The sequence below is a fragment of the Pseudochrobactrum sp. XF203 genome (assembly GCF_020341615.1).
In the GTDB taxonomy this organism is placed as follows: Bacteria; Pseudomonadota; Alphaproteobacteria; order Rhizobiales; family Rhizobiaceae; genus Pseudochrobactrum; species Pseudochrobactrum saccharolyticum.
Map to the genome: position 1 here is coordinate 2,019,840 of NZ_CP084392.1, position 13,181 is coordinate 2,033,020.

The window sequence follows — 13,181 nt, forward strand, 5'->3', positions numbered from 1 at the left end:
CAGCATCATGCGTTTGAATCTATATGCAGAGCAGTATCCGGCACAGGCTTTAGCGCCCAGATACTCTCTGACGGGCAATTGCCCTAATCTGCGCAACGGCCAGACACAGCGCCTGAAACCGTCATTCTTTCAAAACATACTGCCGAATAATGGCAATAATGGCGTGGCGCGGAAAACCGCGTCACGCCTTTGTTTTTACTCTGCTGCGTCAGGCAGCTCTGTCGGCGCTACCAGGTCGCGTGTATCGTCGAGTTCGACATTCAGACCAAGCGAACGCATTTCCTTCACGAGAACGTTAAAGCTCTCCGGAATACCCGCTTCGAATGTATCGTCACCACGAACAATCGCTTCATAAACCTTGGTACGGCCTGCCACGTCATCAGACTTGATGGTGAGCATTTCCTGCAGCGTGTAAGCTGCACCATAGGCTTCAAGCGCCCAGACTTCCATTTCACCGAAGCGCTGACCACCGAACTGCGCCTTACCACCCAGCGGCTGCTGTGTGACGAGCGAGTAAGGTCCGATCGAACGGGCGTGGATCTTATCATCAACCAGGTGGTGCAGTTTGAGCATATAAATATAGCCCATTGTCACCTGACGATCAAAAGGTTCGCCTGTACGGCCGTCATAGAGCGTCGACTGACCGGAAGTTGCCAGACCTGCATCAGCAAGCATCGCATTGATGTCTGCTTCAACAGCACCGTCAAAGACCGGTGTTGCAATCGACACACCACGCTTCACCTGATCTGCAAGCATGAGGACACTGTCGTCATCATAAGAGCGAACCGGTTCGTTACGGTCATTGTCCGGATAGATATGTTCCAGAGTGTCACGCAGCGGCTGGATATTTGCGGTCTCTTTATAGACCTCGATCAGTTGCCCGATCTTCTTACCCATACCGGCACATGCCCAGCCCAGATGTGTTTCCAGAATCTGGCCCACATTCATACGGGACGGCACACCCAGAGGGTTAAGCACGATGTCCGCATGGGTACCATCTTCAAGGAACGGCATATCTTCTACTGGCAGAATGCGGGAAACCACACCCTTGTTACCGTGACGGCCGGCCATCTTGTCGCCTGGCTGGATCTTGCGCTTAACAGCAACAAAGACCTTAACCATCTTCATGACGCCCGGAGCCATTTCGTCGCCGCGCTGAACCTTTTCGACCTTATCCATGAAGCGTGTTTCAAGCAGCTTCTTGGATGCGTCATACTGGTTGCGCAGAGCTTCGAGTTCGCTCTGGCTCTTTTCGTCTTCAACGGCAAACTGCCACCACTGGGAACGCGGATATTCAGTCAGGATATCGCGGTTAACCGCAACGCCCTTCTTGAAGCCCTTAGGACCAGCAGCAGTAATCTTACCTTCCAGCATATCTGCCAGACGACCATAGGTGTTACGGTCAAGGATAGACTGTTCGTCGTCGCGGTCTTTTGCCAGACGTTCGATTTCTTCACGCTCAATCGCCATTGCGCGTTCATCTTTTTCAACGCCGTGGCGGTTGAAAACGCGAACTTCCACAACAGTACCGTATGTTCCCGGAGGCATACGCATTGAGGTGTCACGGACGTCAGAAGCCTTTTCACCAAAGATAGCGCGCAGAAGCTTTTCTTCCGGCGTCATCGGGCTTTCACCCTTTGGTGTGATCTTACCGACGAGAATATCGCCAGGATGAACTTCGGCACCGATGTAAACAATACCGGCTTCGTCGAGGTTCTTCAGTGCTTCTTCCGAAACGTTCGGAATATCACGTGTGATTTCCTCAGGTCCGAGCTTGGTATCACGGGCAGCAACTTCGAATTCTTCGATATGGATCGAAGTGAACACGTCATCCGAAACAATCTTTTCAGAAAGCAGGATGGAGTCTTCGTAGTTGTAGCCGTTCCAAGGCATGAACGCGACGAGCACGTTACGGCCAAGCGCCAGATCACCCAGATCGGTCGACGGACCATCAGCAATGATGTCGCCCTTCCCTACACGGTCACCAACGCGCACAAGCGGACGCTGATTGATGCAGGTGCTCTGGTTGGAGCGCTGGAACTTCATCAGACGGTAAATGTCAACGCCGGACTTCGAAGGATCGAGGTCTTCAGTTGCACGGATAACGATACGTGTCGCATCCACCTGATCAACAATACCGCCGCGGCGTGCACCGATAGCAGCACCGGAGTCACGGGCAACAATCGGCTCCATACCGGTACCGACAAACGGCGCTTCCGCACGTACCAGAGGCACGGCCTGACGCTGCATGTTCGAGCCCATAAGAGCGCGGTTGGCGTCGTCGTTTTCCAGGAACGGAATAAGCGCAGCAGCAACAGAAACCAGCTGCTTCGGCGAAACGTCCATCAGATCCACGTTTTCACGCGGCGCCATCAGAACTTCACCGGCATGACGTGAAATTACGAATTCTTCAACGAATTCACCATTTTCGCCCACTTCAGCATTGGCCTGAGCAACATAGTGCTTGGCTTCTTCCATAGCGGAAAGATAAACGACTTCATTGGTGATCTTACCGTCGATAATTTTACGGTAAGGGCTTTCAATGAAACCATATTTGTTGACGCGCGCAAATGTTGCGAGCGAGTTGATCAGACCGATATTCGGACCTTCCGGTGTTTCAATCGGGCAGATACGGCCGTAATGGGTCGGATGAACGTCGCGGACTTCAAAGCCTGCGCGTTCACGGGTCAGACCGCCAGGTCCGAGAGCCGACAGACGACGCTTATGGGTGATTTCAGACAGCGGGTTGGTCTGATCCATAAACTGCGACAGCTGCGAGGAACCGAAGAATTCGCGAACAGCGGCAGCAGCCGGCTTCGCATTGATCAGATCCTGCGGCATCACTGTATCGATTTCGATCGAGGACATACGTTCCTTGATCGCACGTTCCATACGCAGCAGACCGACGCGGTACTGATTTTCCATCAGCTCGCCAACGGAACGCACACGACGGTTGCCGAGATTGTCGATATCGTCGATTTCGCCCTTGCCGTCACGCAGCTCAACGAGCGTCTTGATAACAGCGAGAATGTCGTCTTTGCGCAGAACACGAACAGTGTCCGCTGCATCGAGGTCAAGACGCATATTCATCTTAACACGACCAACAGCCGACAGATCGTAACGTTCTGAATCAAACAGCAGCGATTCAAACATCGCTTCTGCGGAATCCATTGTCGGAGGCTCACCCGGACGCATCACGCGATAGATGTCGAACAGCGCATCCTGACGGGACTGGTTCTTGTCAGCAGCCAGCGTATTACGGATGTAAGCACCCACATTCACATGGTCGATATCAAGAATATTGATCTCGTTGCCACCGGTTTCGAGCAGAATCTTCAGAGTCTTTTCGTCAATTTCATCACCGGCTTCGAGATAGATCTCACCGGTTGCATAGTTGACGATGTCCTCTGCCAGATAGGAACCGAGCAGATCATCATCCGTCGCACGGATCGCCTTAACGCCCTTCTCCGCGATCTGCTTGGCAGCGCGCGCAGTCAGCTTACGGCCGCTTTCAGCAACGACTTCACCGGTATCAGCATCGAGCATATCGCCGATGATTTTCATACCTTTGAAGCGGTCAGCCGAATACGGAATACGCCAGTTTTCGCCGTCACGTGTATAAGGGACAGCGTTATAGAAGGTCGAAAGAATTTCTTCACCGTCCATACCCAACGCCATCAGCAGCGATGTGGTAGGGATCTTACGGCGACGGTCGATACGTGCGTAAACGATATCCTTGGCATCGAATTCGATATCGAGCCAGGAACCGCGATACGGGATCACGCGCGCAGCGAACAAGAGCTTGCCCGAAGAATGGGTTTTGCCTTTATCATGGTCAAAGAACACACCAGGCGAACGGTGCATCTGCGAAACGATAACACGCTCCGTACCATTGACGATAAAGGTACCATTGTCGGTCATGAGCGGCATATCGCCCATATAGACATCCTGTTCCTTGATGTCTTTAATGGACTTTGCGCCTGTATCTTCGTCAATATCAAAAACGATAAGACGCAGTGTCACTTTCAGCGGTGCTGAATAGGTCAGATCACGCTGGCGGCACTCATCCACATCGAACTTTGGCGCGTCGAATTCGTATTTGACGAATTCGAGCATAGAGGCCCCGGAAAAATCCGAGATCGGAAACACCGACTTAAAAACAGCCTGCAAACCTTCGTCAGGACGTCCACCCTTAGGTTCATCGACCATAAGGAACTGGTCATAGGATGCCTTCTGAACCTCAATGAGGTTCGGCATCTGGGCGACTTCTGGAATCTTGCCGAAAAATTTGCGTACGCGCTTACGACCGTTAAAAGAGTGGGTCTGAGCCATCGTCGCTCCTCGTTCTGTGCCTTACGGCGTTCTGAGCCCGTGGGAATACCAGGGCCTGTTGCTTGCCGCCTTACGACGGTCCTATGAACGGGTCAAAACCCGTTTCCTGACAGCTGCTCTTCTGTCAGGAAAAGGGTTTGTAACCGTTTGAACTATAAAATCTGCCACGTATCATGAAAGACATATACAGTTCATTATGCTATCCATTTTTGTTTGTCACCTAAAATCAGGCGCTTACAAAAAACGTCCGCTCATAAGCGGAAAACGGCGGGCCGTTAAGCCCGCCGGATCACTCAAATTACTTGAGTTCAACCTTAGCGCCAGCTGCTTCGAGCTGAGCTTTGATTTTTTCAGCTTCGTCTTTCGACGCGCCTTCTTTAACAGCCTTAGGAGCACCTTCTACGAGGTCCTTAGCTTCTTTCAGGCCCAGACCGGTGATCGCGCGAACTTCTTTGATCACGTTGATCTTGTTTGCGCCGCCATCAGCGAGGATAACGTCAAATTCGGTCTTTTCTTCAGCGGCTGGTGCAGCAGCACCGGCAGCAGCAGCAACTGCTACAGGAGCAGCAGCAGATACGCCCCACTTTTCTTCAAGAAGCTTGGACAGTTCTGCAGCTTCCAGAACGGTCAGTGCGGACAGGTCTTCAACGATCTTTGCGAGATCAGCCATTTGTATATTCCTTTGATTAAGGTTTGAACTGTTATAACAGCGAGAACGGCCTTACGCCGCCTCGTTCTTCCGGGCATGTGCGCCGATAACGCGAGCAATTTGACCTGCTGGCGCGCTTGTGAGCACAGCGAGACGGGTGGCTGGTGTCTGAACCATACCAACCAGCTTGGCGCGCAGTTCGTCGAGCGACGGCAGGGAAGCAAGAGCTTTCACGCCTTCTGCATCGAGAGTAGTCGCACCCATAGAACCACCAAGAATGACAAGCTTGTCATTGGTCTTAGCGAATTCTACCGCTACTTTCGGAGCTGCAATCGGATCGATTGCATAAGCAATTACAGTCTGTCCGGTGAACAGATTTGCAATGCCTTCGGACTCCGTGCCCTGAAGAGCGATTTTGGCAAGACGGTTCTTCGCGACTTTAACGGCGCCGCCTGCTGCACGGACTTTTTCGCGAAGATCGCTCATCTGTGCAACTGTGAGACCGCTATAGTGGGCCACGACGACCGAACCGGACTCTTTGAAAGTGCCGTTCAGCCAAGTGACAAATTCGCGCTTTTCCGCTTTTTCCACTGTCTCTCTCCAGTTGATAAGAATACACAGGAGTATTCTTACCGGGTTGCCTTTGCCGGATAGCGTGTAAGAAGTGCTATCCAACTTACGAGGTTCCTGTCCCCTTCCCCTTCACCGCCCGAGAGCAGATCCGGTCAAGGCAACTACGGTTCAAACCTTAAAACACAGCAAAGCTGCAAAAAATAAGGTCATTCCACGTCTCATGCAGGCTCATAAAATTAAGGCGAACCACCTGCAATCTCGGACAGGATACCGGAATTTTACTTCCGGTGATCCGGGCCCAGAGGCCCCGGAAACTTGTTTCAATTCGAATGTCGCAATTACTCGGGCAACATTTGAATCAGGCTTTTACAGATTTATTCCGTAAAAGCAAATCAGGCGATTTTAACGCTCGAAGGTTCAACCTTGACACCAACGCCCATGGTCGAAGAAACCGCAACGCGCTTCAGGTATTCACCTTTTGCACCGGCTGGCTTGGCTTTCAGAACTGCATCTGCGAAAGCGCGGATGTTTTCTTCCAGAGCCTTAACTTCGAAAGAAGCCTTACCAATACCTGCATGAATGATACCGGCTTTTTCAACGCGGAATTCAACTGCGCCGCCCTTGGAAGCCTTAACAGCACCGGCAACATCAACAGTCACAGTACCGACTTTAGGGTTTGGCATCATGCCGCGCGGGCCGAGAACCTTACCCAGACGGCCAACGAGTGGCATCATGTCAGGGGTAGCAATGCAGCGATCGAAATCGATATTGCCGGCATTGATGGTTTCGAACAGGTCTTCCGCACCAACGATATCCGCACCGGCTTTCTTAGCTTCTTCAGCTTTGTCACCACGGGCAAATACAGCAACGCGAACAGTACGGCCTGTACCGTTTGGCAGATTAACAACGCCGCGAACCATCTGGTCAGCATGACGTGGATCTACACCGAGATTCATCGAAACTTCGATAGTTTCGTCGAATTTCGCAACAGCACGCTCCTTTACGAGACCAAGAGCAGTGCTCAGGTCGTAAAGTTTCATAGGCTCTACGCCTTCACGGATTTTAGCGACACGCTTTGAAATTTTCGCCATCGTATCAGCCTTCCACCTTCAGACCCATCGAACGGGCAGAACCTTCAACCATGCGCATTGCAGCTTCAACGTCAGACGCATTCAGGTCTTTCATTTTGGCTTCAGCAATTTCGCGCACTTTATCACGGGAAACCGTGCCGGCAGAAATCTTGCCAGGCTCTTTCGAACCGGACTTCAGATTAGCAGCCTTCTTGAGGAAGTAGGTTACAGGAGGAGTCTTCATCACGAATGTGAAGGACTTATCCTGATAATAGGTAATCACGACCGGAACAGGCGAACCTTTTTCCATTTCCTGCGTGGCAGCGTTAAATGCCTTACAGAATTCCATGATGTTAATACCGCGCTGACCCAGAGCCGGACCGATTGGCGGCGATGGATTTGCGGCGCCAGCAGCTACCTGAAGCTTCAGCTGGCCTGCAACTTTTTTAGCCATTACTATCTGCCTTTTTTCTTGCCCCTCAGGGCAATGTTAAATGCCTTTACGGCACTCTATCACCACTGCATATGCAGCGTTGCAGCGGGTGGTCCGGTTAACAGAGCGGCTAAGCCTGCGCCCCTTCCACCCAATTTGTCACCTTAGTGACAATTCAGCCCTTAGGCTGAAATGATCAGAGTTTTTCAACCTGACCAAAATCGAGATCAACAGGTGTTGCGCGACCAAAGATCGACACTTCAACCTTCAGACGCGAACGATCATCATCAACTTCCTGCACAATACCGTTGAAGGAAGCGAAAGGACCGTCCGAAACACGAACAGATTCACCCACTTCAAACGACACAGAAGCACGTGGACGCTCAACACCTTCTTCCACCTGAGAAAGAATCTGCTGAACTTCACGGTCACTGATCGGAACAGGCTTCGACTCTGTACCGAGGAAGCCGGTTACGCGCGGGGTATTCTTAATCAGATGATAGACATCATCTGTCAGATTGGCACGAACCAGAACATAGCCCGGAAAGAATTTGCGCTCTGCGTCAACCTTACGGCCGCGGCGCACTTCCACGATCTTTTCTGTAGGCACCAGAATTTTTTCAAAAAGATGAAACAGACCTTTTTGCTTCGCCTTTTCTTCGATTGCTTCAGCAACCTTTTTTTCGAAATTCGAATATGCGTGTACGATATACCAACGCGCAGTCATTATGCTTCTCCCGTATAGCTCACACCAGCCAAATGCCAACCAAGCCTATATTAACGACCGAGACTCAGAAGCAATTCAACGCCATAAGCCATCAACTGATCCGCAAAAAAGAAAAACAGCGCCGCCAGAAAAGCCATAATAACAACCATAACGGTTGAAATAACAGTTTCACGCCGGGTTGGCCACGTTACTTTAGCCGTCTCAGCACGAACCTGACGGAAAAACGTAATCGGATTTGTTTTGGACGCCATTTGCCACTCTGCGCTTGAAAAAAATTAATCCCAATCAAAACAAGCCGTTAAGAATGTATTAATCAGAAAGAACTCACAAGATTACGGCACGTCGGACGAAAACTCAATCCCACGCACCGTTTACGTATTGCCCTACATAGAGCCGATTCCATAAAAAAACAAGCCCATATGCTAAGATATAATAAATTCCCGCATATCATGCACGGAAAGTGCATGGCGCCCCTGCCCTGCGGCGGGTTAATATTATTTATAAAACGACTGCGCTGACACACAAGACCAGCTCGGCACCTATTAAGCACAAAAAAGCGGCACTGTAAATCAATACAGCACCGCTTTTCTGAAAATGGCAGGGGCAGCAGGGCTCGAACCCGCGACCTACGGTTTTGGAGACCGTCGCTCTACCAACTGAGCTATACCCCTAAACTCTTCCGCCCTAATCTATCAGACCGGCGGACAAGGCTGGCGTACCAGCCTTGTGAAATCTATTATTCGATGATCGAAGCGACGATACCTGCACCAACGGTGCGGCCACCTTCACGGATCGCGAAACGGAGTTTTTCTTCCATAGCGATTGGCACGATCAGCGCAACATCAACAGTTACGTTGTCGCCCGGCATAACCATTTCCACGCCTTCTGGCAAGGTCACAATACCGGTTACGTCAGTTGTACGGAAGTAGAACTGCGGACGGTAGTTTGTGAAGAATGGTGTATGACGGCCACCTTCGTCTTTGGTCAGAATATAAGCTTCTGCCTTGAACTTGGTGTGTGGCTTAACCGAACCTGGCTTGCAGAGAACCTGACCACGTTCAACGTCATCACGACCTACACCGCGAACCAGTGCACCGATGTTGTCGCCGGCCTGGCCCTGATCGAGCAGCTTGCGGAACATTTCAACGCCGGTAACAGTTGTCTTGCCGGTAGCTTTGATACCAACGATTTCAACTTCTTCACCAACTTTAACGATACCGCGTTCTACACGACCGGTAACAACTGTACCACGGCCGGAGATCGAGAATACGTCTTCGATTGGCATCAGGAACGGCTGGTCAACAGGACGTTCCGGAGTTGGAATGTAAGCATCAACAGCGGCCATCAGTTCACGAACTGCATCTTCACCGATTGTCTTGTTGCTGTCTTCCAGAGCTGCCAGAGCCGAACCCTTAACAACTGGAATATCATCGCCCGGGAAGTCGTATTTCGACAGAAGTTCACGAACTTCCATTTCTACGAGTTCGAGCAGCTCAGCATCATCAACCTGATCAACTTTGTTCAGGAACACAACGATCGCAGGCACACCAACCTGACGAGCGAGCAGAATGTGCTCACGGGTCTGTGGCATCGGGCCGTCAGCAGCATTAACAACCAGGATCGCGCCGTCCATCTGCGCAGCACCGGTGATCATGTTCTTAACATAGTCAGCGTGGCCTGGGCAGTCTACGTGTGCGTAGTGGCGGTTTTCTGTTTCATATTCAACGTGCGAGGTCGAAATGGTGATACCGCGGGCTTTTTCTTCCGGTGCGTTATCGATCTGGTCGTAAGCGCGGAAGTCACCAAAGAATTTGGTGATTGCAGCTGTCAACGAGGTCTTACCATGGTCAACGTGACCGATTGTGCCGATATTGACGTGCGGTTTGGTACGTTCAAATTTGCTCTTTGCCATCGCTGTCGCTCTCTTTCACCACAACGCTTAATTTAATGCGCTGCAACAATTTTAATTGCCATATAACTTACCCTACGACCTGACAGTCAAGGATATTATATAGTAGAACTAAAGCCCCGCCCCGCTACCGGATCGGAACTCTATCAACTCGCTTCCGGCTTAAGCTTTATTCAAAGCCCGCCAAGTTACTCACGCCAAACCGCCCTGAAATAAATCTGGAGCGGGTAGCGGGAATCGAACCCGCGTATTCAGCTTGGAAGGCTGCTGCTCTACCATTGAGCTATACCCGCGCACTCTAAACTCCTGCTCTGGCAGTGGTGGAGGAGGTTGGTTTCGAACCAACGTAGGCTAAGCCAGCGGATTTACAGTCCGCCCCCTTTAACCACTCGGGCACTCCTCCAGAAACTCACTGCAAGCAGAGTTGAGCGACTAGGCATTCCGTTCACTGTGACCCCGTAGCGCTTGGCTCGTTTGTCGCTGTGAACGAGGCGGGTTATGCCGATAACACCCTGATAAGTCAACAGCTCTTTTTGAAAAAAATGCACAAAATTTTCACAGGCTTATCAATCATCCACAATATAGGGCTTTTCAGGGGTAGTTTTTTCGCATCATGAAACTTTCCTGCCTGTGAATAAGGAAAGATGCTACCTTGAAGACAGGAAAATCGGTATAGAGCGCTCATGAAAGATAAAAAATCGTCACCGGACTCATCCGGCTCCTCCTCCGGCACACCAAAAGATTCGCATTATGCGCGTCTGCGGCGCCAGTTTCGTGATCAAAAATCCGGCGGCAGCGAACAAAATTCGCAAAATAACCGGTTCCCTAAGCGTAAACCTGTAAAAGGTACGCCTGCGGGCGACGGAATCACCCGTCTTTATGGCCTGCATACGGTAAAAGCCGCGCTGGAAAATCCGCGTCGCAAAATTTTCCGTATGATGGTCACTAAAAACGCCCTCGCCCGTCTGGAACTGGATGAAGCAACTATTGCCCGTCTCGCTCCTGAAATGGTTGAGCCGCGCGATATTGATGCGCTGACCGGCTCCGACGCTGTTCATCAGGGTGTTCTTATTGAAACTGCAGCGCTTAAACCGCGTAAATTGCAGGATCTGAAAGAAGGCAGGCTGCTTTTGATTCTCGATCAGGTCACCGATCCGCACAATGTCGGCGCTATTTTGCGCTCGGCTGTGGCTTTCGGTGCAGATGCTTTGATTACAACATCCCGTCACAGCCCGCAGGAATCAGGCGTTCTGGCCAAATCAGCATCCGGCGCCCTGGAAATGATCGACCAGATCGAAGTGCGCAATCTTGCTGAAGCGATTCAGGAACTGCATGAGCTGGGTTACATGACTATCGGCCTTGATTCTGAAGGCCCTCAGGAAATGGAACACACGCTCAAGGGCGACAAGATTGCTCTCGTGCTTGGTGCGGAAGGTAAAGGTCTTCGCCAGAAAACCCGTGAAACAGTTACCGCATTGGCGCGGCTTGATATGCCGGGCGCAATTAAATCGCTCAATGTCTCGAACGCCGCTGCAATTTCACTTTATGCTGCCCAGCGTTTCCTGAGCAAATAACAAGTTTGAACAACAAAGCCCTGTATCGGGGATTCGCGGAGTGCCGCTTTTAACCGTGACATTCTCCTGAATCACTCAATGCAGGGCTTTTCTAGAGCGTGTCGCGATTAATAGCATTCATGGCACTCGCTCTAGATTCTTTTAATTGTCGCATGTTCGCGAACGCTAAATGAGGCCATTTAGCTGCGACATGCTTTAGTAAAATTCGGCACTCAGGCAGTGGCGATATATTGAATCATCTCGGCCGTTTCCTGTTCGGCCTGTTCAATACGACGCTTCACAACGTCACCGATCGAAATAATACCGACAAGATCACCGGCTTCATTCACCACCGGCACATGGCGGAAACGATGCCGTGTCATCATTTCCATGACATAATGAACATTGTCCTGCGGGCTGCAATGCAGCACTTTTGTTGTCATTGCTTTTGAAACCGGCAGCTGCAAGGCCTGTATTCCGTGATTAGCGCAGGCGCGCACAATATCCCGCTCGGAAAGAATCCCTGTATATCGGCCCTTGCCGTCATCAACCAGCAAAGCACCGATCCGGTGCTCTGAAAGTTGTTTTGCTGCTGTTTCCAGATTCGCATCTGACCTGACAGTGAAAACATCACTGCCCTTCTGCTCCAGAATTGCGCGTACAGTCATTATTTCCTCCCGATAATGAAACACATCACATTTTCCTCCTGAAAACAGAGAGGATTATGGCATCAGGCGGCTGACCGGCACACAAAATACTGCATAATGTTACAAGAACGGAAGAGCAGCATGCGTACTGGTGACCGTTGATTCAGTCTAACACAGAATCGCGGAAGGCGATAAAACAAAGCAGTTTCAGGAGCGCCCGCGCAGCAACAAAGCTATGCCGAAGAATCCTGCAACAAAACCGCCGATATGTGCCTCCCACGCAATGCCTGACAATTCGCCGGCAGGCGTTGCATAAAGTCCTGTAATCACATTGATGAGCAGCCAGAAACCGACAAATGTCAGAACAGTGCGGTTTTGCAAGGTTTCAGCCACCGACAATAGCGGCCCGCCGAAAGCAGGTACCTGCCGCCCCGTCCCTGTATAATAAGTAACACGGCGGAAACCAAAACGCGCCGCAGCCCCCATCATGCCGGATATTGCACCGGAAGCACCGACGAGCGGAATATTGCTGTCCGGATAAAGCGCATAATGGGTGAATGCCGCCAGAATGGATGTAAGTATCCAGAACAGCAGAAATTTACGCGTCCCGATACGACCGGCCAATGGCGAACCAAAAGCGGCAAACCACACGCTGTTCACCGCCAGATGCGCAAATCCGCCATGCATGAAGGAATAGCTGATCGCAGTGAACCATGCTGTAATATCGGTAAAGCCGCCCCACGCACTGAAGCGCTGCGGAATAAATGCAAAATTCAGCAGGAACCAGATATATTGCGGATCGCTCAGCAGATAGAACTGCACAATATATACAGCGGCACAGAGACCGATTAATGCCACAACCACCGGCGGCATATTAAAGACCGGCTGAGAACCGCCTTGTCCGCGGTCATCCTCTGTCCGGGTTTCATTAACCGGCTGCTGCATATTATCCTCATTATGATTTACACATTTATCGGCAGAGTGCTGTCAGAACACAATGCGACAAGGTCTGTCTGCGGAATTTATCGCTCAAACAGGAACATAGAGCACTTCCGGTAAAAGTGGAAAGCGGTTTTGTCGCGGCATTTTACATCGCACATTTATATACAGGCGTGAGACAAGCCTGAAATATTCCGGTGAAATTCTTGAAACCTTGTCCAGATAAGAAAAAACCGCCTGTTAAACAGGCGGCGAACGGACAATATCGTCCGGACATAAATTCTGGAGTTCAAGCATAAGATGCAATTGGCAGCTTCCCAATAAAACGCCTGCAACTTTTGCGTAAAAG

Annotated in this window: 11 protein-coding genes and 3 tRNA genes; 1 reads left to right on the forward strand and 13 read right to left on the reverse strand. The window is 50.8% G+C overall.

Going from position 1 to position 13,181, the window contains the following annotated elements; all coding sequences use genetic code 11:
* Positions 1-195 precede the first annotated feature (195 nt).
* The 11 genes from rpoB to LDL70_RS09260 all read right to left on the reverse strand — a co-directional run bounded on the left by rpoB (position 196) and on the right by LDL70_RS09260 (position 10,096).
* Positions 196-4,332 carry a DNA-directed RNA polymerase subunit beta gene (gene rpoB / locus LDL70_RS09210; RefSeq protein ID WP_022709966.1) on the reverse strand — a complete coding sequence of 1,379 codons (4,137 nt, stop codon included), beginning with the start codon at positions 4,330-4,332 and terminating at the stop codon, positions 196-198.
* A gap of 298 nt (positions 4,333-4,630) precedes the next feature.
* Positions 4,631-5,002 (reverse strand): 50S ribosomal protein L7/L12, encoded by a 372-nt coding sequence (rplL, locus tag LDL70_RS09215; RefSeq protein ID WP_075657645.1) that lies wholly within the window; start codon positions 5,000-5,002, stop codon positions 4,631-4,633.
* Positions 5,003-5,053: 51 nt separating this feature from the next.
* On the reverse strand, positions 5,054-5,572 hold the full coding sequence (rplJ, locus tag LDL70_RS09220) for a 50S ribosomal protein L10 (protein ID WP_022709968.1): 519 nt from the start codon (positions 5,570-5,572) through the stop codon (positions 5,054-5,056).
* A 374-nt stretch (positions 5,573-5,946) separates the two neighbouring features.
* A complete protein-coding gene (gene rplA, locus LDL70_RS09225; protein ID WP_075657644.1) occupies positions 5,947-6,645 on the reverse strand; it encodes a 50S ribosomal protein L1 in 699 nt (232 codons plus the stop codon).
* A 4-nt stretch (positions 6,646-6,649) separates the two neighbouring features.
* The gene (rplK, locus tag LDL70_RS09230; protein WP_022709970.1) at positions 6,650-7,078 is read right to left on the reverse strand and encodes a 50S ribosomal protein L11; all 429 of its coding nucleotides are present in this window, start codon (positions 7,076-7,078) and stop codon (positions 6,650-6,652) included.
* Positions 7,079-7,253: 175 nt separating this feature from the next.
* A complete protein-coding gene (gene nusG / locus LDL70_RS09235) occupies positions 7,254-7,784 on the reverse strand; it encodes a transcription termination/antitermination protein NusG (protein ID WP_116087609.1) in 531 nt (176 codons plus the stop codon).
* Positions 7,785-7,834: 50 nt separating this feature from the next.
* Positions 7,835-8,035 carry a preprotein translocase subunit SecE gene (secE, locus tag LDL70_RS09240; RefSeq protein WP_022709972.1) on the reverse strand — a complete coding sequence of 67 codons (201 nt, stop codon included), beginning with the start codon at positions 8,033-8,035 and terminating at the stop codon, positions 7,835-7,837.
* A 344-nt stretch (positions 8,036-8,379) separates the two neighbouring features.
* A tRNA-Trp gene (locus tag LDL70_RS09245) sits at positions 8,380-8,455 on the reverse strand.
* A gap of 65 nt (positions 8,456-8,520) precedes the next feature.
* The gene (tuf, locus tag LDL70_RS09250) at positions 8,521-9,696 is read right to left on the reverse strand and encodes an elongation factor Tu (protein ID WP_022710937.1); all 1,176 of its coding nucleotides are present in this window, start codon (positions 9,694-9,696) and stop codon (positions 8,521-8,523) included.
* A gap of 216 nt (positions 9,697-9,912) precedes the next feature.
* Positions 9,913-9,986, reverse strand: a tRNA-Gly gene (locus LDL70_RS09255).
* 25 nt (positions 9,987-10,011) lie between these two features.
* Positions 10,012-10,096, reverse strand: a tRNA-Tyr gene (locus LDL70_RS09260).
* A gap of 280 nt (positions 10,097-10,376) precedes the next feature.
* On the opposite strand from LDL70_RS09260, the gene rlmB reads away from it, so the two are divergent.
* Positions 10,377-11,267, forward strand: coding sequence for a 23S rRNA (guanosine(2251)-2'-O)-methyltransferase RlmB (rlmB, locus tag LDL70_RS09265; protein ID WP_225684899.1), 891 nt, complete (start codon positions 10,377-10,379; stop codon positions 11,265-11,267).
* Positions 11,268-11,479: 212 nt separating this feature from the next.
* On the opposite strand, the gene LDL70_RS09270 is transcribed toward rlmB, so the two are convergent.
* Positions 11,480-11,914, reverse strand: coding sequence for a CBS domain-containing protein (locus LDL70_RS09270; protein WP_022710935.1), 435 nt, complete (start codon positions 11,912-11,914; stop codon positions 11,480-11,482).
* A gap of 186 nt (positions 11,915-12,100) precedes the next feature.
* Positions 12,101-12,838 (reverse strand): rhomboid family intramembrane serine protease, encoded by a 738-nt coding sequence (locus LDL70_RS09275; protein WP_116087614.1) that lies wholly within the window; start codon positions 12,836-12,838, stop codon positions 12,101-12,103.
* Between the last annotated feature and the right edge of the window lie 343 nt (positions 12,839-13,181).

Bases quoted from the DNA above. Each gene is read 5' to 3' on its own strand.
- rpoB (WP_022709966.1), bottom strand. From the start codon at position 4,332: ATGGCTCAGACCCACTCTTTTAACGGTCGTAAGCGCGTACGCAAATTT.
- rplL (WP_075657645.1), bottom strand. From the start codon at position 5,002: ATGGCTGATCTCGCAAAGATCGTTGAAGACCTGTCCGCACTGACCGTT.
- rplA (WP_075657644.1), bottom strand. From the start codon at position 6,645: ATGGCGAAAATTTCAAAGCGTGTCGCTAAAATCCGTGAAGGCGTAGAG.
- rplK (WP_022709970.1), bottom strand. From the start codon at position 7,078: ATGGCTAAAAAAGTTGCAGGCCAGCTGAAGCTTCAGGTAGCTGCTGGC.
- nusG (WP_116087609.1), bottom strand. From the start codon at position 7,784: ATGACTGCGCGTTGGTATATCGTACACGCATATTCGAATTTCGAAAAA.
- secE (WP_022709972.1), bottom strand. From the start codon at position 8,035: ATGGCGTCCAAAACAAATCCGATTACGTTTTTCCGTCAGGTTCGTGCT.
- tuf (WP_022710937.1), bottom strand. From the start codon at position 9,696: ATGGCAAAGAGCAAATTTGAACGTACCAAACCGCACGTCAATATCGGC.
- rlmB (WP_225684899.1), top strand. From the start codon at position 10,377: ATGAAAGATAAAAAATCGTCACCGGACTCATCCGGCTCCTCCTCCGGC.
- LDL70_RS09270 (WP_022710935.1), bottom strand. From the start codon at position 11,914: ATGACTGTACGCGCAATTCTGGAGCAGAAGGGCAGTGATGTTTTCACT.
- LDL70_RS09275 (WP_116087614.1), bottom strand. From the start codon at position 12,838: ATGCAGCAGCCGGTTAATGAAACCCGGACAGAGGATGACCGCGGACAA.